The 24,770-nt window shown below is 70.9% G+C and carries 25 protein-coding genes; 14 read left to right on the forward strand and 11 right to left on the reverse strand.

Annotated elements, in window-relative coordinates; genetic code table 11:
* Positions 1-208 precede the first annotated feature (208 nt).
* The 6 genes from ACX938_RS11140 to ACX938_RS11165 form a co-directional block, all read right to left on the reverse strand.
* Entirely contained in the window at positions 209-661 is a 453-nt protein-coding gene (locus ACX938_RS11140; RefSeq protein WP_459431105.1) for a DUF3429 domain-containing protein, read from the reverse strand.
* A gap of 477 nt (positions 662-1,138) precedes the next feature.
* Positions 1,139-2,089 carry a 4-hydroxy-3-methylbut-2-enyl diphosphate reductase gene (gene ispH, locus ACX938_RS11145; protein WP_459431106.1) on the reverse strand — a complete coding sequence of 317 codons (951 nt, stop codon included), beginning with the start codon at positions 2,087-2,089 and terminating at the stop codon, positions 1,139-1,141.
* Positions 2,090-2,464: 375 nt separating this feature from the next.
* A complete protein-coding gene (locus tag ACX938_RS11150) occupies positions 2,465-3,412 on the reverse strand; it encodes an OmpA family protein (protein WP_459431107.1) in 948 nt (315 codons plus the stop codon).
* A complete protein-coding gene (locus ACX938_RS11155; protein WP_232753796.1) occupies positions 3,384-3,956 on the reverse strand; it encodes a peroxidase-related enzyme in 573 nt (190 codons plus the stop codon). The genes ACX938_RS11150 and ACX938_RS11155 overlap by 29 nt, the downstream gene beginning before the upstream one ends.
* The gene (locus ACX938_RS11160) at positions 3,953-4,672 is read right to left on the reverse strand and encodes a GNAT family N-acetyltransferase (protein WP_459431108.1); all 720 of its coding nucleotides are present in this window, start codon (positions 4,670-4,672) and stop codon (positions 3,953-3,955) included. The genes ACX938_RS11155 and ACX938_RS11160 overlap by 4 nt, the downstream gene beginning before the upstream one ends.
* Positions 4,669-5,391 (reverse strand): competence/damage-inducible protein A, encoded by a 723-nt coding sequence (locus ACX938_RS11165; RefSeq protein WP_459431109.1) that lies wholly within the window; start codon positions 5,389-5,391, stop codon positions 4,669-4,671. Before ACX938_RS11165 ends, ACX938_RS11160 begins: the two co-directional genes overlap by 4 nt.
* A 48-nt stretch (positions 5,392-5,439) precedes the next feature.
* Between ACX938_RS11165 and sfsA the strand changes: the two genes are divergently transcribed.
* From sfsA to ACX938_RS11180, 3 genes are all read left to right on the forward strand, one after another.
* Positions 5,440-6,147 carry a DNA/RNA nuclease SfsA gene (sfsA, locus tag ACX938_RS11170; protein ID WP_459431110.1) on the forward strand — a complete coding sequence of 236 codons (708 nt, stop codon included), beginning with the start codon at positions 5,440-5,442 and terminating at the stop codon, positions 6,145-6,147.
* 147 nt (positions 6,148-6,294) lie between these two features.
* Positions 6,295-7,107 (forward strand): type I methionyl aminopeptidase, encoded by an 813-nt coding sequence (gene map / locus ACX938_RS11175; protein ID WP_232753800.1) that lies wholly within the window; start codon positions 6,295-6,297, stop codon positions 7,105-7,107.
* The gene (locus ACX938_RS11180) at positions 7,100-8,272 is read left to right on the forward strand and encodes an MFS transporter (protein WP_459431111.1); all 1,173 of its coding nucleotides are present in this window, start codon (positions 7,100-7,102) and stop codon (positions 8,270-8,272) included. Before map ends, ACX938_RS11180 begins: the two co-directional genes overlap by 8 nt.
* Positions 8,273-8,387: 115 nt before the next feature.
* Here ACX938_RS11180 and rsmD read toward each other — a convergent pair whose 3' ends face one another.
* On the reverse strand, positions 8,388-8,945 hold the full coding sequence (rsmD, locus tag ACX938_RS11185) for a 16S rRNA (guanine(966)-N(2))-methyltransferase RsmD (RefSeq protein WP_459431112.1): 558 nt from the start codon (positions 8,943-8,945) through the stop codon (positions 8,388-8,390).
* Positions 8,942-10,156, reverse strand: coding sequence for an NAD(P)/FAD-dependent oxidoreductase (locus tag ACX938_RS11190; protein ID WP_232753803.1), 1,215 nt, complete (start codon positions 10,154-10,156; stop codon positions 8,942-8,944). Before ACX938_RS11190 ends, rsmD begins: the two co-directional genes overlap by 4 nt.
* A gap of 90 nt (positions 10,157-10,246) precedes the next feature.
* On the opposite strand from ACX938_RS11190, the gene ACX938_RS11195 reads away from it, so the two are divergent.
* From ACX938_RS11195 to pnp, 6 genes are all read left to right on the forward strand, one after another.
* The gene (locus tag ACX938_RS11195; RefSeq protein ID WP_459431113.1) at positions 10,247-10,735 is read left to right on the forward strand and encodes a redoxin family protein; all 489 of its coding nucleotides are present in this window, start codon (positions 10,247-10,249) and stop codon (positions 10,733-10,735) included.
* Positions 10,736-10,839: 104 nt separating this feature from the next.
* Positions 10,840-11,349, forward strand: coding sequence for a DUF1643 domain-containing protein (locus ACX938_RS11200; protein ID WP_459431114.1), 510 nt, complete (start codon positions 10,840-10,842; stop codon positions 11,347-11,349).
* A gap of 81 nt (positions 11,350-11,430) precedes the next feature.
* Positions 11,431-12,645, forward strand: a complete 1,215-nt coding sequence (locus tag ACX938_RS11205) for a calcium-binding protein (protein WP_459431115.1) — start codon at positions 11,431-11,433, stop codon at positions 12,643-12,645.
* 491 nt (positions 12,646-13,136) lie between these two features.
* Positions 13,137-13,406 (forward strand): 30S ribosomal protein S15, encoded by a 270-nt coding sequence (rpsO, locus tag ACX938_RS11210; protein ID WP_232753807.1) that lies wholly within the window; start codon positions 13,137-13,139, stop codon positions 13,404-13,406.
* Between the two features lie 213 nt (positions 13,407-13,619).
* Entirely contained in the window at positions 13,620-14,726 is a 1,107-nt protein-coding gene (locus ACX938_RS11215; protein ID WP_459431116.1) for a THUMP domain-containing class I SAM-dependent RNA methyltransferase, read from the forward strand.
* 171 nt (positions 14,727-14,897) lie between these two features.
* Positions 14,898-17,039 (forward strand): polyribonucleotide nucleotidyltransferase, encoded by a 2,142-nt coding sequence (gene pnp, locus ACX938_RS11220; protein WP_459431117.1) that lies wholly within the window; start codon positions 14,898-14,900, stop codon positions 17,037-17,039.
* Between the two features lie 92 nt (positions 17,040-17,131).
* Here the strand turns inward: pnp and ACX938_RS11225 are convergent, their stop codons facing one another.
* The 3 genes from ACX938_RS11225 to ACX938_RS11235 all read right to left on the reverse strand — a co-directional run bounded on the left by ACX938_RS11225 (position 17,132) and on the right by ACX938_RS11235 (position 20,083).
* Complete coding sequence (locus ACX938_RS11225; RefSeq protein ID WP_459431118.1) at positions 17,132-17,827, reverse strand: hypothetical protein; 696 nt, start codon at positions 17,825-17,827, stop codon at positions 17,132-17,134.
* A 169-nt stretch (positions 17,828-17,996) separates the two neighbouring features.
* On the reverse strand, positions 17,997-18,992 hold the full coding sequence (locus ACX938_RS11230) for a fatty acid desaturase (RefSeq protein ID WP_459431119.1): 996 nt from the start codon (positions 18,990-18,992) through the stop codon (positions 17,997-17,999).
* Positions 18,993-19,396: 404 nt separating this feature from the next.
* Positions 19,397-20,083, reverse strand: a complete 687-nt coding sequence (locus tag ACX938_RS11235; RefSeq protein WP_232753812.1) for a response regulator transcription factor — start codon at positions 20,081-20,083, stop codon at positions 19,397-19,399.
* A 119-nt stretch (positions 20,084-20,202) separates the two neighbouring features.
* Between ACX938_RS11235 and ribA the strand changes: the two genes are divergently transcribed.
* The 5 genes from ribA to ACX938_RS11260 all read left to right on the forward strand — a co-directional run bounded on the left by ribA (position 20,203) and on the right by ACX938_RS11260 (position 24,684).
* Positions 20,203-21,294 (forward strand): GTP cyclohydrolase II, encoded by a 1,092-nt coding sequence (gene ribA, locus ACX938_RS11240; protein WP_459431120.1) that lies wholly within the window; start codon positions 20,203-20,205, stop codon positions 21,292-21,294.
* A gap of 296 nt (positions 21,295-21,590) precedes the next feature.
* Complete coding sequence (locus tag ACX938_RS11245; protein WP_459431121.1) at positions 21,591-22,592, forward strand: LLM class flavin-dependent oxidoreductase; 1,002 nt, start codon at positions 21,591-21,593, stop codon at positions 22,590-22,592.
* Positions 22,589-23,104 (forward strand): L,D-transpeptidase family protein, encoded by a 516-nt coding sequence (locus ACX938_RS11250; protein ID WP_459431122.1) that lies wholly within the window; start codon positions 22,589-22,591, stop codon positions 23,102-23,104. Before ACX938_RS11245 ends, ACX938_RS11250 begins: the two co-directional genes overlap by 4 nt.
* Entirely contained in the window at positions 23,101-23,682 is a 582-nt protein-coding gene (locus ACX938_RS11255) for a uracil-DNA glycosylase family protein (protein ID WP_459431123.1), read from the forward strand. The genes ACX938_RS11250 and ACX938_RS11255 overlap by 4 nt, the downstream gene beginning before the upstream one ends.
* A gap of 207 nt (positions 23,683-23,889) precedes the next feature.
* Positions 23,890-24,684 carry an SseB family protein gene (locus ACX938_RS11260; protein ID WP_459431124.1) on the forward strand — a complete coding sequence of 265 codons (795 nt, stop codon included), beginning with the start codon at positions 23,890-23,892 and terminating at the stop codon, positions 24,682-24,684.
* The last annotated feature ends 86 nt before the right edge of the window (positions 24,685-24,770 follow it).

Here is a 24,770-nt window from a genome sequence, read left to right on the forward strand (position 1 = left end):
AGCGGGAAGCGGGAAGCGGGAAGCGGGAAGCGGGAAGCGGGAAGCGGGAAGCGGGAAGCGGGAAGCGGGAAGCGGGAAGCGGGAAGCGGGAAGCGGGAAGCGGGAAGCGGGAAGCGGGAAGCGGGAAGCGGGAAGCAGGAAGCAGGAAGCGCGCTCCGTCGCGCCACGCAAACCGCCACAGTCCCAATCGCAACCCCAAACCAACCCGCTACATCACCACCCCCACGAAGAGGCACAACACCACCAGCGCCGTCAGCAGCCCGCGCAGCGCCATCCACCACGACGGCGCCAGCCCCCATTTCCAGAAGGCGAAATCCAGGATCAGCAGGCCGAGGAACCCGGTGATCAGGTTCACCCCCGCCGAGGTCGGCCCGCCGCCGGTCATGAAGAAGGCCCAGAGCGCCGGGATCACCGAGAGCCCGTAGCCCAGCCCGGCGCGGCGACCCGAGGCCTTGGTCGCGAAGCCCCAGAGCACGCCGGACATGAAGGACAGGATCACCGCGCCGTAGAAGAGCTGCACGTAAGGTCCGATGAACCGCGGCCCGAGTTGCGCCTGCCCCCAGGCGGCGAGGCCGGGCAGATAGGCGGTCAGCGCGCCCCAGGCGAAGGGGATCACCCCGGCGAGGCCGAGGATCAGGGCGAAACGGGGGATCGCGGTCATCTCACACTCCTGCAGCGGTCAGCCGGGAGCTAGCCCGGCCCGCGCCGCGCTTCAACTCCCGGGGAGCTGCGGGCAGGGCGGTGCGATGCCGCCGCCCTGGAGGTTGGAATGCCGGTGCTCTGGAAGTTGCACGATCGCCGCCCTGAAAACCGCGTCATGCGGGTAATCGCGCGCCCAAAATCGAAGCGCTCACCGTCCACCGGCCTTACGCCCCGGCGCATCACAGCGCCGCCACGACAATTCTCGTGGGTCCGCCTCATGCCACCACGGCGCGTCACAGGGCAGCCGCGGCAGGACACGAGAGTCCGCCTCGCACCGCCACGGCGCGCCCAAACTCGAAGCGCTCACCGTCTCCCGGCCTCACGCCCTGGGCGCATCACAGCGCCACCACGGCAAGGCCCGAGCGCCTGCCTCAAGCCTCCACGGCAGCGCCTGAGCGCCCGCATCAAGCCGCCACGGCCGGCACGAACGCCCGCCTCACGCCGGGACGCGCAGCACCCGGGGGACCTTGAACTCGACGTTCTCCTCGGCGGTGGTCACCGTCTCGACCTGCAGGTCGTAGCGAGCGCGGAAGGCCTCGATGACCTCCTCGATCAGCACGTCGGGAGCCGAGGCCCCGGCGGTCAGCCCGATCGAGCGGATGCCCTCGAGCGCCCGCCAGTCGATGTCGCCTGCGCGCTGGACAAGCTGGGCGTAGCGGCAGCCGGCCTTGGCGCCGACCTCGACCAGCCGCTTGGAGTTGGAGCTGTTGGGCGCCCCCACGACCAGCAGCGCGTCGCAGTCGGGCGCCATGGCCTTGACCGCCTCCTGCCGGTTGGTGGTGGCGTAGCAGATGTCTTCCTTGTGCGGCCCGACGATCTGCGGGAAGCGCGTCTTGAGCGCGGAGACGATCTCGGCGGTGTCGTCGAGCGACAGCGTCGTCTGGGTGACAAAGGCCAGCTTCTCGGGGTCGCGGACCTCGAGATGGGCCACGTCCTCGGGGGTCTCGACCAGCAAGACCTCGCCCTCGGGCAGCTGGCCCATGGTGCCCACGGTCTCGGGGTGGCCGGCATGGCCGATCATCACCATCTGCAGGCCGTTCTCGTGGTGCCGCGCGGCCTCGATATGCACCTTGGAGACCAAGGGGCAGGTGGCGTCGACATAGATCATCTCGCGCCGGGCGGCCTCGGCGGGCACGGCCTTGGGGACGCCATGGGCGGAGAAGATGACAGGCCGGTCCTCGGGGCAGTCGTCGAGCTCCTCGACGAAGACCGCGCCCTTCTCGCGCAGGCCGTCGACGACGAACTTGTTGTGCACGATCTCGTGGCGCACGTAGACCGGCGCGCCCCATTTCTCGAGCGCCATCTCGACGATCTTGATGGCCCGGTCGACACCGGCGCAGAAGCCGCGCGGGGCGGCGAGATAGAGCGTGAGGGGCGGCATGGCCATGCGGGTCTCTCCGTCGGCTTTCTGGCTCACACCTAAGCGATGGCAGGCGGTGAATCCACCCCGGGCGGGGTGTCGGATGTGGAGGCGGAGTATTGGCGGCGGGTGGCGCGGGGGCGGCTTTTGGAGTTGGGCCTCTCCGGGCGCGGCGGCGTGGAGGGGCCGGGAGGTTTCGGGGGGCAAACGAGACACTTTGCAGACCGTAGAGCGACACGGGTGGCGCACCTCTTGCCGCTCAGGCCGGTCGGGCGTCCCGCTCCGCTCACCCGCTCACCCGCTCACCCGCTCACCCGCTCACCCGCCGCGACATCACCCCTCAGCCAAAGCCTTGCCCCTGCACCCGCCCGGAGCGCCGAACCCGACGCGCCCCCGCAGCCCTCACTCCCGGGCCAGCAGCACCGCTTCGACCCGGCGGTTGAGCGCCCGTCCGTCCTCGTCAAGGTTCGAGGCGCGCGGCGCGAGGAACCCCACGCCGCGCGCGCCGACCTGGCCCTCGGGCAGGCCGGCCGCGCGCAGATAGGCCGCCGCCGCCTCGGCGCGGCGCAGCGACAGCGCGCGGTTGGCCTCGAGCGAACCCACCGCGTCGGTATGGCCGACGAAGAGCACCCGGCGGTCCGGCGCCTCGCGCAGGAAGGCGGCGATGGCCTCGAGCGAGGCCACCTCGCCGCCGTTCAACTCCGCCGCACCGCTGCCGAAATCGAGATCCTCGAGCACCACGTGCCCCTCGGCCCGGAGCCGCGCCAGAAGGCCCTCGGGGTCCGCGGCGACCTCCGCCCCGGCGCGCGGCGCGGGATCGGGCGCGCGGGTGGTCACGATGCCGCCCCGCGCCGCCTCGCCGCCCGCGCGGATCACCTGCAAAAAGCCCGCACTGTCCGAGCGGCTGACGATCAGCGAGACCGCCCCGCCATCGGGGCCGATGCCCGAGAGAAAGCGGAAATCGGTGAGGTCCACATACATCGCGGGCGCCGGCAGGACCCGCGTGGCGAAGCGGAAGTCGAAGCCGCCGCAGCGCGCCGCGGCGCAGTCCAGAAGCACCTCGTAGCCCGCCTCTTCCAGCGCGGCGCGCAGGGGCGCCATCATCTGCGCCGGGGTCAGGCCGCCGCCCGGGAGCCGGTAGGCGCTGGCCTCGAAGGTGCCCTCGATCCGGCGCACCGGCAGCCCGCCCTCGGGCCGCCAGGGGCCGGTCGGCAGGGCGTAGCCCGCGCCGGGTTCGCTGAGCTCCTCGGTCAGCTCCGCGCCGGCGGGCAGGGGCAGCTCCTGCGCGGCGGCGGGGGCGCCGAGAAGCGCCAGCGCGAGGCTAGCGCGCCTGAGAATGATAGGCCTCATTCGGGCGCATGTCGGTCGCGCTGGCGACCCGGTTGGTCATGTTGAAGAACCCCGCGACGTTCACGATGTCCCAGATGTCGCGGTCCGAGAAACCCACCGAGCGCAGGGCCTCGCGGTCGGCCTCCACCACCTCGGCGGAGGTCTTGGTCACTTTCTCGGTGAAGGCCAGCATGGCGTGGTGGCGCGGCGACAGATCCGCCACGCGCCAGTTCATCACCAGCATCTCGCCGAGCTGCGGATCCCCCGAGAGCGCGCGCACCGCGGCGCCATGGGCGGTCAGGCAGTAGAAACAGCGGTTCACGGCCGAGACGCAGACCGCGATCATCTCGCGTTCGAGCTTCGACAGGCCCGAGTCCGCCAGCATCAGCTCGTTGTAGAGCGCGGTGAAGGCGTCGAGCTTGGCCACGTCGAAGGCATGGGCGCGCAGCACGTTCGGCACCATGCCGAGCTTTTCCTCGCAAATGTCGAAATAGCGCTGCGTGGCCTCGGGCAGCGGGTCCACCGGCGGCAGATCCAGCGCGGTCGGCAGGGGTCTTTCGGTCACGTCTCCTCCTCGGGATGCATGCGGTAGTGGTACTCTCCCACCTCCGTCATCCCAAGGGAAGCGTAGAGCGCATTGGCCGCGTGATTGGCGCGGGTGACGAGGATGGCGATCCGCTCGGCGCCCTCGGCGCGGGCCCATTTCGCCGCCGCCCGCATCATCCAGAGACCCAGCCCGTTGCGTCTGAGCGCCGGGACCACCTCGACCGCATGGACCATGGCGGTGCCCTGCGAGACGGCGGCGAAGGCGCAGCCGGCGGGCTTGTCCCGGACGCGCCCGAAGATCGTCGTGGCCGGCCCCTCGGCCCGGGCCATGACCGCGAGCCGCGCCGGCCCGATGCCGCCCCGGGCCCAGATCTCGCGCATGATGGCCAGCGGTTCGGGCACCGCGAAGGCGGTCACCGGCGGGATCGGCCGGTCGTCGAGCGCGGCGACGGGCGCGCTCAGGATCACCACCGGATCGACCAGGTGATAGCCGCGGTCGGCCAGCGCCATGTCGAGCCGCTCCTCCCCCGGTTTCAGCATGAAGAGCGGCCGCTGGCCCAGGCCGAACATGCCGGTCTCGGCCTCGCGGATATGGGCGTCCTGCCAGCCCGGCAGGGGGGTCGCCGCCGAGACCCGCTTGCCGCCGCCCGCGCCGTCGCGCAGCACGAAGCCCGGCACCTCGAAGCGTTGCGCCGGGGGCCAGGTGGCCTCGGCGATGTCGAACAGATCGCTCACGCGGAAAAGGTCTCGGCCAGCCGCGTCATCGCCGCATCGACCCGCGCCCCGTCGGTGCCGCGCACCACCACATGGGCGCCGTAGATGCCGTTTTCGTGGAACGGGTAGGAGCCGAAGTCGAGGTCCGAGAACTCCTCGGCCAGGGCGCGCAGGGGCTGGGCGATGTCGCCCTCGCCGCGCTCGACCCGGATCGACTGGGACAGGAGCGGCGCGCCGCCGGTCAGCCCGGGCAAGACGCTGGCAACCATGGCCTGGAAGACCTGCGGCACCCCGGCCATGACGTGCACATTGTCCAGGATGAAGCCCGGCGCTGCCGAGACCGGGTTCTCGATGAGGCTCGCGCCCTCGGGGATGCGGGCCATGCGCAGCCGCGCCTCGTTCAGCTCCTTGCCGGTGCGCTCGTAATGCGCGGCGAGGATGGCGCGGGCGTCGTCGCGGACGTCGATGGGCACGCCAAAGGCTTCCGCCACGCAGTCGGCGGTGATGTCGTCATGGGTCGGCCCGATCCCGCCCGAGGTCACCACCAGGTCGAAATCCGCCTTCAGCGCGCGCAGCGCCGCGACGATCGCCGCGCGGTTGTCCGAGACCACCCGCACCTCCGCGAGGTCGATGCCGCGCTTGGTGAACTCGCCGGCCAGGAAATGCATGTTGGCGTCGCGGGTCCGGCCCGAGAGGATCTCGTTGCCGATCACCAGCATGGCGGCACGGGGGTTGGGCATCGTCCTGCTCCTTGGCCTTGGCGTGTCCGACAGCTATAGGCCCCCGCCATGCGCTTTCAAACCCCTCTGGTCCGGGCGGAGCTGATCCGCCGCTACAAACGCTTCCTCGCCGACTGCCGGCTGCCCGACGGGCGCGAGGTCACCGCGCATTGCGCCAACCCGGGCTCGATGATGGGGCTGGCGGAACCCGGCACGGCGGTCTGGCTCGAGCCCAACGATGACCCGAAGAAGAAGCTGAAATGGAGCTGGAAGCTCGCCGAGACGGGGGCGGGCGGCTTTGTCGTGATCGACACCGGCATGGCCAACCGCGTGGTCCGCGAGGCGCTGGAGGCCGGCGCGGTGCCGGGGCTCGCGCGCTACGGCCAGGTGCGGCCCGAGCAGAAATACGGCACCGGCAGCCGGATCGATTTCCTCCTGCAGGAGGCGGGCCTGCCCGATCTCTACCTCGAGGTGAAATCGGTGACCCTCTCGCGCAGCGCGGGGCTGGCCGAGTTTCCCGACAGCGTGACGGCGCGCGGCGCCAAGCACCTGGCCGAGCTGTCGCAAGTGGCGCGGGCCGGGGCGCGGGCGATGATGCTCTACCTCGTCAGCCGCGACGACGCCCGGCGCGTGGGCCTCGCAGGCGACATCGACCCGGCCTATCTGGCGGCCTTCGCGGCGGCCCGCGATTCGGGTGTCGAGGCCCTGGCGCTGGGCTGCGAGATCACCCCCGAGGGCGTCTTTCCGGGCGCGCCTCTGCCCTTCGAGGCCCCCTGAAAGCGGCCCGAGGCGCGGATTGTCGGGCCCCGGCCTCTCCGCATCGCAGCAATCGGGTGGCAAACCGGGACCAAGGGGGCTAAATATGTTGTCAATAGCCTATCTGAGCCACGGCTCGCCACATTCACACCGAACCGGAGCAACGGCTTGAACAAAGTGCCCCGAGGACGTCTGACACGAGACGGCATCCGCATCTACGAACCCGGCGATTTCGCCGGCATGCACGCGGCTGGCCGCCTGGCGGCGCAGCTTCTCGACGAGGTCGCCGAGCTGGTGAAACCCGGCCAGACGACCGCGGCGCTGGACGACTACATCCGCGCCCGCATCGAGGAGGAAGGCGCCACTTCCGCCACGATCGGCTACAAGGGTTACCAGCACGCCACCTGCATCAGCGTGAACCACGTGGTTTGCCACGGCATTCCCGGCGACAAGAAGCTGAAGGACGGCGACATCCTGAACATCGACGTCACGGTGATCGTCGACGGATGGTATGGCGACACCAGCCGCATGTATGTGGCCGGCCGCCTGCCGCGGAAGGCCGAGCGGCTGATCCAGGTCACCTATGACGCCCTGATGATGGGCATCGAGTCGGTGAAGCCCGGCAATACCTTCGGCGACATCGGCCATGCCATCCAGCAATACGTGGAAAGCCAGCGCATGTCCGTGGTGCGCGACTTCTGCGGCCACGGGCTGGGGCGGGTCTTCCACGCGCCGCCGAACGTGCTGCACTACGGCCGCGCCGGGACCGGGCCGGTCCTCGAGGAGGGCATGTTCTTCACCATCGAGCCGATGGTGAACCTCGGCCGCCACGAGACCAAGGTCCTGGCCGACGACTGGACCGCGGTGACCCGCGACAAGTCGCTTTCGGCGCAGTTCGAGCACTCGGTCGGCGTGACCGCCGAGGGTGTCGAGATCTTCACCAATTCGCCCGCGGGCCGGTTCCACCCCACCTATGGGTGACGCCGCCGCGCGGCGGGTGATCGCCGCGCTCTCCGCGTCGAACTTCGTGATCGGCATGGCCGCCTTCGTGGTGATCGGCCTGCTCGACCCGCTGGCGGGTTCTCTGGGCCTGTCGCGCGGCGGCGCGGGCTGGGTGATGACGGTCTACGCCATCTCCTACGCGCTGATGTCGCCGATCCTGGTGTCGCTGACCGGCCGCTTCGGGCGCCGCAAGGTGCTGGCGCTGGGCATGGCGCTCGTCGGCATCGGCATGGGGCTCGGCGCCCTGGCCGAGAGCCTGCCGCTCCTGCTCGCCGCGCGGGCGCTGGCGGCGGCGGGCGCGGGCATGTTCACCCCGGTCTCCGTCGCCGTGGCCGCGGCGCTCTCCTCCGAGCGCAATCGCGGCGTGGTCCTTGCCGCGGTGGTCTTCGGGCTGACGCTGGCGCAGGTCGCGGGCGTGCCGCTGGGGAGCTTCATCGCCTATACCTACGGCTGGCGGGCCGCCTTCGCGCTGGTCTCGGCACTGGCGCTGGTCGGGCTGGTGCTGGTCTGGTTCGGCGTGCCCCGCGGGCTGCGGCTGACGCCGGTGTCGCTGCGCGATCTCGCGCGGGTCATGCGCGACGGCGTGGCCATGGGGGCGGTGCTTTACACTGCGTCCTTCCTGGGGGCGATCTTCGTCCTCTACACCTATGTCGCGCCGCTTCTGACCGAGACCATGGGCTTCGGCCGGGACGAGATCACCCTGACGCTGGTGATCTTCGGCGTCGGCGCGGTGCTGGGCAACATGCTGGGCGGCTGGATGGCCGACAACCTGGGCTTCCTGCGCACGCTCCTGCTGCTGGTCGGCGGGCAGATCGTGACCATGCCGCTGTTTGCCGGGCTGCCCTATCCCGAATGGGCGCTTTTCGCGCTGGTCTTCCTGTGGTCGGTGCTGGGCTGGTCCTTCATGGCGGCGCAGCAGATCCGGCTTCTGGGCCTCGCCCCCGAGGAGGCCAGCGTGATCCTCGCGCTGAACGCGGCGGCGATCTACGTGGGCACGGCGGGCGGCTCGGCGCTGGGCGGGCTGGTGCTCGAGGCGGCGGGGCTGACCGCGCTGGGCCTCGGCGCGGGCGTCGCGGCGCTCTGGGCGCTGACGCATCTGCTCTGGTCGCATCGCGCCGCAAAGCTGGCGGGACGCGAGGGGTAGGCGGGCGGCGCAGGCTGGCGCCGTGTTGCGCGGGCTCGGTCGGTATCGTCAGGGCGCGAGGCGCGCAGTGCCCGCCAAAACGCCCTCCGCAAGGCCCTAGGCCATCACGCCACCGCTAAACCGCATCCAGCAGCGTCACATGGCTGTCGCCATAGCGCCGGCTCTCGCGGGTCACGAAGCCCTCGGGCGGCTCCTGCGCGGCGCTTTCCTCCCAGACCACCAGCGCGCCCGGAGCGATCCAGCCCTGCGCGCGCGCCGCGCTCAGCGCCCGGGCGCCGAGCCCCTTGCCGTAGGGCGGATCGAGGAACACCAGGCTCGCCGCCGCCTCGGCCGCGGGCAGCCGCGTCGCGTCACAACCCATGACCCGCGCCGCCTCGGCGCAGCCTAGAAGCTTGATGTTCTTCCGTAGAAGTCCCAGCGCCTTGCGGCCGTCGTCGACGAAGGTCACCCGCGCCGCGCCCCGCGACAGCGCCTCGAGCCCCAGCGCCCCGGTGCCCGCGAAGAGGTCCAGCACCTCGGCGCCCTCGAAGGGATCGCCGAAGCGGCCGCCCGCCAGCATGTTGAAGAGGCTCTCGCGCACCCGGTCGGTGGTCGGGCGCAGATGCGCGCCCGGGTCGCCCTTGCCGACCGAGGTCAGCGCCCGCCCGCGATATGCCCCCGCGATGATCCTCACGCCTTCAGAAGCGCCTTGAGGTCGGTCTCGGGGTCGGCCACCGCCTCGGGGGCGGGGCTCTTGCCGCTTTCGATCAGCCGCTTGGCCACCATGTAGGCGCGGGCGTCGTTCATCGCGTCGACCGCGATCAGCCGCTCGCCGGCGTAATACCAGAAGGACCGCGCCCCCTCGGAGCCCGGCCGGGTGACCACGCGGTCATGCCCGGTCGACAGCCCGGCGATCTGCAGCTTGCAGTCGAACTGGTCGGACCAGAACCAGGGCTTGGCCTCATAGGGGCGCAGGCTCTCGCCCGCGATGTTGTCGGCCACGCATTCGGCCTGGTCGATGGCATTGCCGACGCTTTCGAGCCGGATCCGGGTGCCGCCATGCGGGAAGGAGGCGCAGTCGCCCGCCGCCCAGATCGCCGCGTCCGAGCTGCGCCCGTGCTCGTCGGTGCGGATGCCGTTGTCGAGGACCAGCCCGGCGCTTTCAGCCAGCCGCGTGTCGGGCGTGATGCCGACGCCGACGATGACGAAATCGACCGGGATCTCGCGCCCGTCGGAGAGCCGCGCGCCGCTGACATGGCCGTCGGTGCCGATCAGCTCGGTCAGCCCGGTGCCCTCGCGCAGCTCGACCCCGTGGGCGCGGTGCAGCTCGCGGAAATACTCCGAGGTCTCGGGCGCCGCGACGCGCGCCAGGATGCGCTCGGCCATTTCGACCAGCGTGACCTTCAGCCCGCGCTTGGCCGCCACCGCCGCCGCCTCGAGCCCGATGTAGCCGCCGCCGACGATCAGCACCCGCGCCCCTTCGGTGAAGCGCGGCGCCATGGCGTCGACATCGGCCACGGTGCGCACGGTCAGCACGCCCTCGAGCGCGCCGCCGATCGCCTCGGGCAGGCGGCGCGGCATGGAACCCGTCGCCAGCACCAGCTCGTCATACCCCAGCGTCTCGTCGCCCAGCGAGATCTCGCGCCGCTCGGGGTCGATCGCGGTCACCTCGGCGCCGAGCCGCAGGGTGATGTCGTTCTCGGCGTAGAAGCTCTCGGGCCGCAGGTAGAGCCGTTCAAGAGGCATCTCGCCCAAAAGATAGGCCTTTGAGAGCGGCGGCCGCTGGTAGGGCGGCACGCTTTCCTCGCCGATCAGCGTGATCTTCCCTTCGAAGCCGGACTTCCTCAGCCGGGCCACGCAGGCCGCCCCGGCCTGGCCTGCTCCGATCACGACGACATGGCGCATCTGGCGTGTCCCCCCTTCGGGATTGGTTTTCCTTTTCGGCCCAGCCCTATATCTGCTGAGCGGCGAAACGGAAAGGTTAAGGAGGGTGTCATGCCGATTTCCGTAGGAGACAAGCTGCCGGAGGCCACGCTGGCGCGCCTCGGCGCCGAGGGCCCCGAGCAGGTGGACCTGTCCGAGAAGACCGACGGGCGGAAGGTGGTGATCTTCGCGCTGCCCGGCGCCTTCACCCCGACCTGCCATTCGGCGCATATGCCGAGCTTCCTGCGGACCCGCGAGGGCTTTGCTGAGAAGGGCGTCGACGAGGTGATCTGCATCGCCGTCAACGATCCCTTCGTGCTGGCCGCCTGGGACGAGGCCACCGGCGCGGGCGCGGGCGGCGTCACGGTGCTGAGCGACCCCGAGGCCGCCTTCACCAAGGCCGTCGGCATGGAGTTCTCGGCCCCGCCGGTGGGCTTCCTCGACCGCTCCAAGCGCTACGCGATGCTGGTCGAGGACGGCGTGGTCCGGGTGCTGCACGAGGAAGAGGGCCGCGGCACCTGCGAGATTTCCGGCGGCGAGGCGATGCTGGCGGCGATCTGAGCGCCTTGGCCCCCGGGGCGGGGCGCTTTGGCGCCGTCCCCGGGGTCCGTCACATTGCGGAGGGGGCTTGCCCAGGCCCCCGCCATGCGGTTTTACCCCCGCCCATGATCCGGCGCAGCCATGATACCGGGGAGACCCGCTCCGAGGCCCTCTATTCCCCCTGCGAGCGCTACCGCTACGGGCTCGCCCGGCGCTGGTCCGAGGCCCCGCCGGTGCTTTTCGTGATGCTCAACCCCTCGACCGCGACCGAGCTGCGCAACGATCCCACGATCCAGCGCTGCGAGACCCGCGCGCGCGCCATGGGCGCGGGCGGCGTGCGGATCGCCAATCTCTTCGCCTTCCGCGCCACCCGGCCCGCCGATCTGAAGGCCGCCGAGGATCCCGTCGGCCCCGAGAACGACGCGCTTCTGGTCGAATGGGCGGAAGCCTCCTCGATGACCGTTGCTGCCTGGGGCGTGCATGGCGCGCATCTGAACCGGGCCGAGGCGGTCCGCGCGCGGCTCGGCGCGCTCTGGCACCTGGGGCTGACCAAGGCCGGGCACCCGCGCCATCCGCTTTACGTGCCTTACACGGTGACGCCCCGGCGCTGGCTGCCCGCGGAAAGCTCCTCTTAACCATAAGATACGGGAAGCTTTGGTGATTTCGCCGCGCGGGTCCATGATCTGCGCGGTTGCTGACGGGAGTCCCGCATCGTGATGTTTCTTGCCGGTCTGATGGGGCTCATGGTCGTGGGCTCGGTGGCGATCCTGTCCAGCGTCCCTGGCGACGACGACGGGGACGAGCTGGAGAAGGATTTCGCCGCCGATGAGGCCCCGCCCGAAGAGATGCCCAGCGGCGGGGGCTTGGGTGGTGATGCGGGGTTGGCCGCGACAGAGCCGTCGGAAGCAGGCGGCTTTGACGCGGCGCAGAGCGCGGGCGCAAGCCCCCTCGCGGTCGCCGCGCAAAGCCTGACGCTGACCGACGAAGGCGGGTTGATCTCTGCCGGCTCCGATGACGCCGACGCGCTGACCGGTACGGAGTTCACCGACCACCTCGACGGCGGGGCCGGGCAGGACACGCTCCTGGGCCTCGGCGGCGACGACGTGCTGCAGGGCCAGGAGGATGCCGATCAGATCGAAGGCGGCGCGGGCCAGGACACCCTGCACGGCGGCGCGGGCTGTGACCTCCTCAGCGGCGGCTCCGGCGATGACGCGCTCTTCGGGCACGACGGGCAGGACACGCTCGAGGGCGGCGCGGGCGCCGACGAGCTGCAGGGCGGGCTCGGCGACGACCTCCTGAGCGGCGGATCGGGCGATGACGCGCTGCACGGGCGCGAGGGCGCCGATGTCCTCTCGGGCGGGCAGGGCGCCGACACGCTCTTCGGTGGCGCGGGCGACGATCTGCTGGCGGGCGTAGATTTGGCGGGCGCGGCGGGTGGTGCGCCGACGTCGGGCAGCGGAATGTCCGGTGCGGCCGGCCCGGACACCGGCATGAGCGCTGACGGTGGCGAGAGCGAGGTCGCCGGGGCTTTGGGTCAGGATCCCGCAAGCCCCGCAGCCGCAAACTCCGCCACAGCCCCCGACGCCGACTTCCTGAACGGCGGCGATGGCGCGGATACCCTGGTGCTCGGCGATGGCGACACCGGCGACGGCGGTGCCGGGGCGGACACCTTCCTGACCGGCCACTGGATGACCGGCGGCGGCGCCACTGTGATCGACTTCGACATGCGCGAGGATCGCATGGTGGTGGTCTTCGACGACGCCGCCGGCGCGCCCGAGGACATCGGCTACAGCCCCGACCCCGAGAGCGGCGACCGCCTGCTTCTCATGTCCGGCGAGGTGATCCTCGCCAAGCTGCCCGCCGACGAGGCCCCGCCCATCGGCGACATCGTCCTGATGGCCGCAAGCGAAGCAGTGACTCTGGCGGTCTGAGCGCGGGCTGGCGGCGTGGCGTGACGCTGGCGGTGCGCGGCGTGCTGTCGGGAGAGGCTGGAAAGAGGCGCGGCGGAGGCAGGGCGGATGGCCTGCCGTGATCCGGCGGTTCGAGGCAAGCCGTCAGGAGAGGCTGGCCACAGGCGGCAGGGTTGGACGCGGCCTGCGAGACGCGGGCTGTTTTCGGCGCGCGCCACCCATGCGCGCCCACCCTCATTCAAGGCCTGACGCGCGGCACTCGCCACCCGCAAGCCACTTGCCCCGCGACAGCCCGCCCCCTCTCCTTGCCCCGCGGCAACCCGCCCGCGTCCCTTGCCCCACGCCAGCCCGGCCCCACCCCTCATCCCCCACCCTGCGATTTCCGCTTTTCAAGCCCGCTGAATCGCCCTATACGCCGCGGGTCCCGGGCATCCGGTCCGGGGCTGCTCCATCGGCCTTGCTGGACGACATCCCGGCTCGCGCCGCCACACGAACCTGACAAGGAGACCCCGATGTCGATCACGCAGGAAGAAAAGCAGAAGATCATCAAGGAATACGCAACCGTCGAAGGCGACACCGGTTCGCCCGAGGTCCAGGTCGCGATCCTGACCACCCGCATCACCGCGCTGACCGAGCACTTCAAGACCCACGCGAAGGACAACCACTCGCGTCGCGGCCTGCTGAAGCTCGTCGCACAGCGCCGGAAGCTGCTGGACTACCTCAATGCCAACGACCATCAGCGCTACAAGACGCTGATCGGCAAGCTCGGCATCCGCCGCTAAGCCGGCCTCCGGCGGGGGCGGCCCGCGCCGCGCGCCCCGCCATTGCCATCTCGGCACGCCCTCGCAGCCCACCTGCGGGGGCGTTGTCGTATGAGGGCTCCCGACGGCCCCGCGCCCGCCGCTTCCTCGAGGCCCGCGCCCGCCGCGTTCCTTGAGGCCCGCGCCCGGCCCAGGCCCCTTCCCGCCACCGCCAGAGCAGGCTAGACCGCCCCCATGTCCTCAGACCCGCTCGAGATATTCCTGGTCACCGCCCCCGGGCTCGAACACTTCCTGGGCGAAGAGGCGCGCGCCGCGGGCTTCACCGTCACCGCCAATGTCGCGGGCGGTGTCACGCTCAAGGGCGGCTGGGCCGAGGTCCGCCGCGCCAACCGCGAGCTGCGCGGCGCGACCCGGGTGCTGGTGCGGCTGGCGCGCTTCCCCGCCGCCCATCCCGCCCAGCTCGACAAGCGGCTGCGACGGCTGCCCTGGTCGGACTGGCTGCGCGCCGATGTGCCGGTCCGGGTCGAGGCGACCTGCCGCAACTCGAAGATCTACCACCAGGGCGCGGCGAAATCCCGCATCGAGCGCGCCATCGCCGAAACGCTGGGCGCCGAGGTCGGCCCCGGCGCGCCGGTGGCGATCAAGGCCCGGATCGAGGCGGATGTCTGCACCCTCTCGGTCGACACCTCGGGCGAGCCGCTGCACAAGCGCGGGCTGAAGGAGCAGGTCAACAAGGCCCCGATGCGCGAGACCATGGCGGCGCTCTTCCTGCGCGCGGCGGGCCACGACGGCCGCGAACCGGTGCTCGACCCGATGTGCGGCTCGGGCACCTTCGTGCTCGAGGCCGCCGACCGGGCGCTGGGCCTTTCGCCCGGCCGCGCGCGCAGCTTCGCCTTCGAGCTGCTCGCCGGGGAGGCCAGCGCCGAGGACGCAGCACCCGCCCCAGCCGAACCCCGGGAAATGCCCCACAAATTCACCGGCTTCGACCGCGACGCCGGGGCCGTCGCCATGGCCGAGGCCAATGCCGCCCACGCCGGGCTCGGGGCCTACTGCCGCTTCGCCTGCCAGCCGATCTCCGAGGCGCGCCCGCCCGAGGGGCCGCCGGGGCTGGTCATCGTGAACCCGCCCTACGGCGGGCGGATCGGGGCGAAATCGCCGCTCTTCCCGCTCTATGCCGCCTTCGGACGGCGCATGACCGAGGCCTTCGCGGGCTGGCGCGTGGCGCTGGTGACCTCGGAGGCACCGCTCGCCAAAGCCACCGGTCTGCCCTTCGCCAAACCCGGCCCCTTCGTCGATCACGGCGGCACAAAGGTGCGGCTCTGGCAGACCCGCGCGCTGTGACAGCGCGCTCTCTTTCCAAACGCTGCAAAACACTGTAGGGGCGGGCTATCTGAGACGTGACGCCCTGAGCCCCCGGGCCATGCGACAGGATAGGGGGCGGCGGCAATGGGGCCGCCAATCAAACGGGAGACCCGGGATACGCCCGGGAGGGCTCCCTGATAGGATACGATGATGTTCAACACGACGAAGAAAACCATGCAGTGGGGCGAGGAAACGCTCACGCTGGAAACGGGCAAAGTGGCCCGTCAGGCCGACGGTTCGGTGATCGCCACGCTGGGCGAGACCTCCGTGATGGCCAATGTGACCTTCGCCAAGGAGCCGAAGGAAGGCCAGAGCTTCTTCCCGCTCACGGTCCACTACCAGGAAAAATACTACGCCGCGGGCAAGGTGCCCGGCGGCTTCTTCAAGCGCGAGGCGCGTCCGACCGAGAAAGAGACGCTGACCGCGCGCCTGATCGACCGTCCGATCCGTCCGCTGTTCGTGCCGGGCTTCAAGAACGAAGTCCTGGTGATGTGCACGGTGCTGAGCCATGACCTCGTCAACGATCCCGACATCGTGGCGATGATCGCGGCCTCGGCGGCGCTGACCATCTCGGGCGCGCCCTTCATGGGCCCGATCGCGGGCTGCCGCGTCGGCTACGAGGATGGCGAATACGTCCTCAACCCCGACGTCGAGGACATGCAGAACCTGCGCAACAACCCCGACCAGCGGCTCGACCTGGTGGTCGCCGGCACCCGCGACGCGGTGATGATGGTCGAATCCGAGGCCTACGAGCTGACCGAGGACGAGATGCTGGGCGCGGTGACCTTCGCGCATGAGCAGCTCAAGCCGGTCGTCGACCTGATCGTCGACCTCGCCGAGGATTGCGCCAAGGAACCCTTCGACTTCCAGCCGCCGGATTACTCCGCGCTCTACGAGAAGGTGAAGGGCCTGGGCGAGACGCAGATGCGCGACGCCTATGCGATCACCGACAAGCAGGAGCGCCAGGCCGCCGTCGCCGCCGCCAAGGAGGCGATCAAGGCCGAGCTTTCCGAAGAAGAGCTCGAGGACGCCAACCTCGGCTCCGCGCTGAAGAAGCTTGAATCGGTCGTGCTGCGCGCCGACGTGGTGAAAAGCTCGCGCCGCATCGACGGCCGCGCGCTCGACCAGGTGCGCCAGATCGAGGCCGAGACCAAGGTCCTGCCGCGCACCCACGGTTCCTCGCTCTTCACCCGCGGCGAGACCCAGGCGCTGGTCGTGACCACGCTGGGCACCGGCGATGACGAGCAGATCATCGACGCGCTGCACGGGAACTTCCGCTCGAACTTCCTGCTGCACTACAACTTCCCGCCCTATTCGGTCGGTGAAGCGGGCCGCGTAGGCCCTCCGGGCCGCCGCGAGATCGGCCACGGCAAGCTCGCTTGGCGCGCGCTGCAGGCGGTTCTGCCGCCGGCGACCGAGTTCCCCTACACGATCCGCGTGGTCTCCGAGATCACCGAATCGAACGGCTCCTCCTCCATGGCTTCGGTCTGTGGCGGGTCGCTGTCGATGATGGACGCGGGCGTGCCGCTGAAGTCCGCGGTCGCGGGCGTGGCCATGGGCCTGGTGCTGGAAGATGACGGCGAGTTCGCCGTTCTGACCGACATCCTGGGCGACGAGGACCACCTCGGCGACATGGACTTCAAGGTCGCAGGCACCGCAGAGGGCATCACCTCGCTGCAGATGGACATCAAGGTCCAGGGCATCACGCCCGAGATCATGAAGCAGGCCCTGGCCCAGGCCAAGGACGGCCGGATGCACATCCTCGGCGAGATGAACAAGGCGCTCTCCGAGGCCGGTTCCTTCTCGGAGCATGCTCCGCGCATCGAGACCATGCAGATCCCGACCGACAAGATCCGCGAAGTGATCGGCTCGGGCGGCAAGGTGATCCGCGAGATCGTGGAGACCTCGGGCGCCAAGGTCGACATCAACGACGAGGGCATCATCAAGATCGCATCGCCGAACGGCGAGGCCATCCAGAAGGCCTACGACATGATCTACTCGATCGTGGCCGAGCCCGAGGAAGGCAAGATCTACAAGGGCAAGGTCGTGAAGATCGTCGACTTCGGCGCCTTCGTGAACTTCTTCGGCAAGCGCGACGGCCTCGTGCACGTCAGCCAGATCGTGCCGAAGCGCCTGAACCACCCCTCCGACATCCTGAAGGAGGGCCAGGAGGTCTTCGTGAAGCTGCTGGGCTTCGACGACCGAGGCAAGGTGCGCCTGTCGATGAAGGTCGTGGACCAGGAGACCGGCGAAGAAGCCGACCCCAACAAGGAGCACCAGGACGCCGAGTGATCTCGACGCCCTGATGCGAACGACAGGACGGCCCCGGGGGAGACCTCGGGGCCGTTTTCTTTTTGCGGGTTGGGGGCCGGGGCGGGCGGCGCTCAGCCCGCCTGCGCCACCCGGTCGAAGACCACGTAGAGCCGCCGCCAGATGATCCGGCGCAGGCGCACCTCGGCGGGGGCGGCAAGGGTCCGCCCGGCGATCAGCCCCAGGCTCAGGTCGTAGCGCGGCGGCGCGCCGGGGGGATGCGTGGCGATCCCCTCGCGCGCATAGATGACCGGCATGGTCGCGAGCGCCCCGGTGCCGCAGCGCACCTCGAGGTAGCCGCTGGGCGCCTTGGACCAGAGGATGCGCAGGTAGACCCGCCGCCAGGTGCCGAAGCCCGCGGGCCCGACGCAGCGGCGGTTTTCGACCAGGAGCCCGTGCCGCGCGTCGAGCGTCATCTCCAGAAGCACCGGCCCCTCGGGCCCCGCCTGCCAGCGCGCCAGCGTCAACGGCGTCTGGCGCGGCAGGGTCTCAGGCTCGATCAGGATCTCGAAGCCGAACATATTGCGGTGCCCGGGCTGCCAGCTCTCGCCCATGCGCAGCGCCACCCGCGCGCCGGGCCGCGCCCGGGCGGGCAGGGCGAAGCGCAGCGCGCCCGGCTCGGGCTGCGGTGGTGCGATGTTGCGCGGATCGGCGATGAAGCGCGGGGGCAGGAAGGCGGTGAGCGACGGGGCGGGCGTCGCCCCGGCGTCCCGTTGCGTGACTCTTGCGGGCCGGGGAGGCCCTCCGGTGGCGAGCTCTCCCGCTGCCACTCCGGGCGCGGGGGCCGGGGCAGGGGCCGCTCTCGCGTCCCGGTGTGCGACGCCAGCGGCCTGTGGAGACTCTCCGGCGGCAGACCCGACCACCCCCGCCCCCGGCCCCTCCAGCGGCGCGCAACTCAGAAGGGCCAGCAGGCCCCCGGCCCCGATCAGGGCGCAGGCGCTATGCGGCCGGCACGCCGGCAACGTCCCGCCCTCGGCGGGGGAAGGGCACCATGCGCCCGGCCTCGGTGTCGTAGAGCTTCCAGCGCAGGCACATGAGCCCCTCGATCAGCCCGATGCGCTTGGACTGGATCAGTCCCCGCCGCTCGAGCTCTGCGTGGGCGGCCTTGAGCTTGTAGCCGGGGATCTTGGCGTTCAGGTGGTGCAGGTCGTGATAGGCGATGTTCATCATCGCCAGGTCGAAGAGCCACCCCCAGTCGAGGACCGAGGAGCCCTCGAGCGCGGCGGTCTCGAAGTCCAGCTCGGGCTTCACCCCCCAATGCACCTGTTCGAAGTTGTGCAGCACATAGGGGATCAGCCCGCCGCAGAGCGTGGCGATATAGACGATGCCGTAGAACACTCCGATGCCCGCCCAGCCCGCCGCCAGGTAGACCGCGCCGAGGCAACCCAGCAGCAGCGCGTTGTGCAGGACCAGGTCCCAGACGCCGGTCTTCAGCCCGTAGAGCGGGAACCGCCGCAGCACCGCGTAGAGGAGGAAAGGCCCCACCACCACGAGGATGAAAGGCGAGCGGTAGAGCCGGTAGCGCAGCCGCTCGGCCAGGGGCGCGCGCTCCCATTCCTCGACGGTCATCACGTAGATCTCGAAGGTGTCGCGCCGGTCGAGGTCGCTGACATGGGCGTGGTGCTGGTTATGTTTCCAGCGCGTCGCCTGGTAGGGCGTCATGGCGATCGGCGAGAGCAGCGTGCCCACCGCGTCGTTCAGCGCCCGGCTGGTGAAGAAGGACCGGTGCAGGCAGTCGTGCTGGATCATGTAGAGCCTGAGGCCCGCCGCCGCGGCGATGACCATCGCGGGCAGCATGAGCCACCAGCTGCCGATCGCCTGCAGCGCCAGCACAACCGCGGCGAGGTAGATCAGGAAGGTCGCCCCGAGTTCCCGCCAGGCGCGGGCGTTGTCGGCGCTGGCATAGGTCCGTGACACCGAGCGAATCGTGTCCATGGCATGTCCCTCGTTCTTGGTCTCGCGCCTGCGGGTGGGGATTGGGCCGCGGGCTTTCGGGAAAATGGCTTCTGGTCAAAGGCGCGCGGGCCGGGAAAGGCCCCGGCGCGGGTGCGGGAAATGTGGATAAGTATTCTACGCCTGCGGCATTCCGTCCAGTATCAAGGCCGGTCAGCTCGTTTGGGACGGCGGCGTCAGAGCCGCACATAGCGGCGTCTGCGCCCTTAGCAGCGCCCCCGCGAGGCAGGCCGCCCCACGACAACCCCCGACAGCCAAACAAAAAAAGGCCCGGGCGCGAGGCCCGGGCCAGTCCAACAGGGAGGGTGCATGTGATCACCCGCACATGCGACGGGCCGGAGAGGAAACACGCGGCGGACCGCTCGGTTCCCCTCAAACCTTCGGGGTCACGACATCAGCCGATATCCGCCGCTTTCGGTCACCAAGAGCCGCGCGTTCGAGGGATCGGGTTCGATCTTCTGGCGCAGCCGGTAGATGTGCGTCTCGAGCGTATGCGTCGTCACGCCCGCGTTGTAGCCCCAGACCTCGTGCAGGAGCACGTCGCGCGGCACCACGCCGTCGGGCGCGCGATAGAGGAACTTGAGGATGTTGGTCTCCTTCTCGGTGAGCCGGATCTTCTTCTCCGCCTCGTCGACCAGCATCTTCATCGCCGGCCGGAAGGAATAGGGCCCGAGCTGGAAGACCGCGTCCTCGGACTGCTCGTGCTGGCGCAGCTGGGCGCGGATGCGGGCCAGGAGCACCGGGAACTTGAAGGGCTTCGTCACATAGTCGTTCGCGCCCGCGTCGAGCCCCAGGATCGTGTCGGCGTCGGAGTCATGCCCGGTCAGCATCAGGATCGGCGCCTTGAGCCCCTGCTTGCGCATCAGCTTGCACAATTCGCGGCCATCGGTATCAGGCAGACCGACGTCCAGAATGACGAGGTCGTGGTGCTGTTCCTTCACCTTCTGCATCGCCTGCGCGCCATCCTCGGCCTCGAAGACCTCGAAGTCTTCGGTCAGAACAAGCTGTTCGGCCAGCGCCTCGCGCAGGTCCTCGTCGTCGTCGACGAGCAGGATGTTCTTGAGTTGCGCCATATCGCGTCCTCCGTTTCTCGTGACAGAAATGTGAGCGGGCGCGATCAGGGGCAAGTTTTGCTGCAAATCTCTCACGGCGTCGTGTAGACGGTGCAGGATTATTACAGGATTGTAAGGACATGACGCCCGAGCCCGCCTTCTCTCCCGATCTGACCGAGACCCTCGCGCGGGCGCGGGGCGACCTGCGCATGGGCGTGCCGGTGGTTCTCAGCGGCGCCTCGGGCGCGGCGCTGGTGCTGGCGGCCGAGACGCTGAGCGCCGCGCGGCTCGCCGCGGTGCAGGCGCTGGGCCGGCCCGCGGACCTCGCGCTGACCGGGCGGCGGGCGGCGACGCTGCGGGCGCGGGCCTATGACGGCGATCTCGCGCGGATCGCGCTGCCCGGCGACGCGGGCCTCGACTGGGTGCAGGCGCTGGCCGATCCCGCCGACGACCTCGCGCATCCGATGAAGGGGCCCTTCACCTCGCGCCGCGAAGGCGACGCCGCGCTGCACCGGCTGGCGCTGGTCCTGGCGAAATCCGCCCGGCTCCTGCCCGCCGCGCTGGTGGTGCCGCTGGGCGCCGAGGCCCCCGCCGGGCTGACCCGGATCGACGCCGACGTCGCGGCGCCGCATCTCCTGCGGCTCTCGCCGCTCGAACATGTGGTCAGCGCCCAGGTGCCCCTGCGCCATGCCGAACGCGCCCGGCTGCACATCTTCCGTCCCGAGGACGGCTCGGAAGAGCATTACGCCGTGGAGATCGGCCGCCCGGACCGCGAGACCCCGGTGCTGGCGCGGCTGCATTCGGCCTGTTTCACCGGCGATCTGCTGGGCTCTCTGAAGTGCGACTGCGGCCCGCAGCTCAACGCCGCGCTGGCGCAGATGGGCGGCGCGGGCGAGGGGGTGCTGCTCTACCTCAACCAGGAGGGCCGGGGCATTGGCCTCGCGAACAAGATGCGCGCCTATGCGCTGCAGGACCAGGGCTTCGACACGGTGGAGGCCAACCACCGGCTGGGCTTCGAGGACGACGAGCGCGACTTCCGCCTCGGGGCGCAGATCCTGACCGAGCTGGGCTTCGGCGCGGTGCGGCTTCTGACCAACAACCCCGCCAAGATCGCCCGGATGCAGGCCGAGGGCATCGAGGTCACCGAGCGCGTGCCGCTCAAGGTCGGCGAGACGCGGTTCAACCATCATTATCTGGCGACCAAGGCGAAGAAGTCGGGGCATCTGCTTTAGGGCGGCGGCACGGGGCGCGGTGAGGCGCGCCCGTTGTGGTCGGTCGGACGCGCGCGGGCGGGACGCCGCTGTGCGGCGCTCGGCCTGCAAGGCCGCGCGCTGCGCCGGACGCGGAGGGCTCTGGCTCCCTGAGCGCCGCGTCGCTGACCACCACAGGCCAAACCACCTGCACGCCCCACGCGGACGCTTCACCCCGCCCCCTTGGCCTCGCCGCCCCGGCACGGCAGGATTGCCGCATCGCCCCCTTTGAACCGATCGGTTCACTTCTTAGGTCGGAAGAGGAACAGGAGACACCCATGCGCTATTCCCTTCTCGATCTCGCCCCCGTGCCCGAGGGCTCCGACACCGCCGCCGCGCTCAGGAACATGGGCGAGCTGGCGGAAAAGGCCGAAGCCTGGGGCTACCACCGCTACTGGCTGGCTGAACATCACAACATGCCGGGCATCGCCTCGGCGGCCACCGCCGTGCTGATCGGCCATGTCGCGCAGCGCACCCGCGAGATGCGCGTCGGCGCGGGCGGCATCATGCTGCCGAACCACGCGCCGCTCGCCGTGGCCGAAGCCTTCGGCACGCTGGCGACGCTTTACGGCGACCGGATCGACCTGGGCCTCGGGCGGGCGCCGGGCGGCGACCAGGCGGTGATGCAGGCCCTCGGCGTGAACCACGCCCGGGCCGAGCGCTTCCCCGAGGAGGTCTCGGAACTGCTGCGGCTCTTCGGCCCCGCCGATCCCGCGGCCCCGGTCAGTGCCCATCCCGGCGCGGGCACCGGCGTGCCGCTCTGGATCCTCGGCTCCTCGCTTTACGGCGCGCAGGTCGCGGCGCATTTCGGGCTGCCCTATGCCTTCGCCTCGCATTTCGCACCGCAGGCGCTGGAGCAGGCCCTGGAGGTCTACCGCCGCCACTTCCGGCCCGCCGAGGGCCGCGCCCGGCCGCATGCCATGCTGGCGGTGAACGTCTTCGCCGCCGAGACCGAGGGTGAGGCGCTGCGGCTCAAGACCTCGATGCAGCAGGCCTTCTACCGGCTGCGGCTCGGGCGGCCGGGCAAGATGCCCGCGCCGGTCGATGATATCGACGCGGTGATCCCGGCGGGCGCCCGGGCGCAGGTCGACGCGGCGCTCAGCGTCTCGGCCACCGGCACGCCCGCGCAGGTCGAGGCGCAGCTCTCCGAGCTGATCGCCCGGCACCAGCCCGACGAGGTGATCCTGACCGGCCAGATCCACGACCACGGCACGCGGCTGCGCTCCTTCGAGATCGCCGCCGAGGCCATGTCGCGGATCACCCGCGAGGCGGCGGCGTGATCCCGCGCCCCGAAGACCTGGTGGTCACGCCCCGGGGGTTGCGCTTTCTCGGGCGGCAGATCCCCTGCGCGCTCGGCCGCGGCGGGGTGACCCGCGACAAGCGCGAGGGCGACGGGGCGACACCCGCGGGGGTGCACCGGATCGTCGGCATGCTCTACCGCGCCGACCGCATCGCCCCGCCCGCCGATTGGGCGCTGCCGATCGGGCCGGGGGACCTCTGGTCCGACGACGTCAGGGACGAGGACTACAACACCATGGTGCGTGCGCCCTATGCGGCCAGCCACGAGCGGCTGGCGCGGGCCGATCCGCTCTATGACACGGTGATCCTGACCGACTGGAACTGGCCCCGCGCCGAGGCCGGGCGCGGCTCGGCGATCTTCCTGCACCAGTGGCGCCGGCCGGGCTATCCGACCGAGGGTTGCGTCGCCGTCTCGCGCGCGGACCTGCGCTGGATCGCGGGACGGATCACCTATGCCACCCGGCTGGTGGTGCCCGGGGCGCTGGCGGGATGAGCCTCGCCGAGGAGATCCGCGCCTGCCGCATCTGCGCGCCGCGGTTCGCCGAGACAGAGACCGCCCATGCCCCGCGCCCGGTCGCCTGGTTCGCCCCCTCGGCCCGGGTCCTGATCGCCGGGCAGGCGCCGGGGCTCCGGGTGCACAAGTCGGGCAAGCCCTTCGACGACCCCTCGGGCGACCGGCTGCGCGACTGGCTGGGGATCGGGCCCGAGACCTTCTACGACACCCGCCGGATCGCCGTGGTGCCCATGGCCTTCTGCTTTCCGGGCTATGACGCCAAGGGCGCGGACCTGCCGCCGCCGAAGGTCTGCGGCGAGACCTGGCACGATAGGGTCATGGCGGAGCTGTCGCAGGTGCGGCTCAGGGTGCTGGTCGGGGGGTATGCGCACCGCTACCACCTGGGGCTGCGGAGCGGCGTGACCGAGACGGTGCACAACTGGCGCGCCCATGCGCCGGGCACCTTCGTGCTGCCGCATCCGTCCTGGCGCAACACCGCCTGGCTGAAGAAGAACCCCTGGTTCGAGGCCGAGGTGCTGCCCGCCCTGCGCGCCGCCATGGGTGAAGCGCTGGGCTGAGGGGCCGGGCCTCGGCGCGGTGCATCGTGCGGTGACGGCCTCGGGTCTTCGCGCGACAGGCCCTCCCCGGCACGTCTATTCCTTGCCAGCGGGCGGTGCCCGAGGCCCTCCCCGGCACGTCCATGCCTTGCCTGCCGGCCCCGCCCCAGGCCCTCCCCGCCACGCCTTCGCCTTGCCTGCGGGCCCCGCGCCCTCTACCTCGGCGGCATGGATACAGACACCCCGCTTGATACCGCCTACCGGGCGATGGAGGCCGCGCCCGAGGATGACGCCGCGCGGCTGCGCTTCTACGAGCGGCTCGCCGATACCGAGCTGCTCCTGCTCCTGAGCCGCGAGCCCGAAGGCGAGACGCTCGACCCGGAGGTCTTCGAGGTCGAGGGCACCTCGTACCTCCTGGTCTTCGACAGCGACGCGCGGCTCGCCGCCTTCCTGGGCAAGCCCGCGCCCTATGCGGCGCTGCCGGGGCGGGTGATCGCGGGGATGCTCGCGGGGCAGGGCGCCGGGCTGGGGCTGAACCTCGACGTCGCGCCCTCGGCCTATCTGATCCCGCCCGACGCGGTGGCCTGGCTGGCCGAGACGCTGGGGCAGGGGCCCGCCGAGGCCAGCGCCCGGCCCGAAGAGCTCCTGGCGCCCGGCAATGTGCCCGAGGCGCTGCTGACCGCGCTCGACGGCAAGCTTGGCCGGGCGGCGGGGCTGGCGCGGCGCGCCTACCTGGCCGCGGTGCGCTACGACGACGGCAGCCACGGGCACATGCTGGGCATCACCGGCGCGCGCGAGGGTGCCGAGGGCCCGCTGGCCCGCGCGGTGAACGAGGCGCTGGTCTTCTCGGGCATCGAGGCGGGGGCGCTGGACGTGGTCTTCCTTGACGATGCGGATGCCTTCACCGCCCGGCTGGCGCGGGTCGGGCTGCGCTTCGACCTGCCCGAGCCGGAGGCGGAGGAGACCCGCGCCGAGGTGCAGGCCCCGGGCTCGGACCCCGAGAAGCCGCCGAAGCTGCGCTAGGCGCGGGGGGCTCAGGGGCGCGGTCCGGTCGATCCGCCCGCGCGGCACCGATCAGGCTGTCGCGCCCCACCTCGAGCCGTCCAGAA

The sequence above is a fragment of the Roseivivax sp. genome (assembly GCF_054552075.1).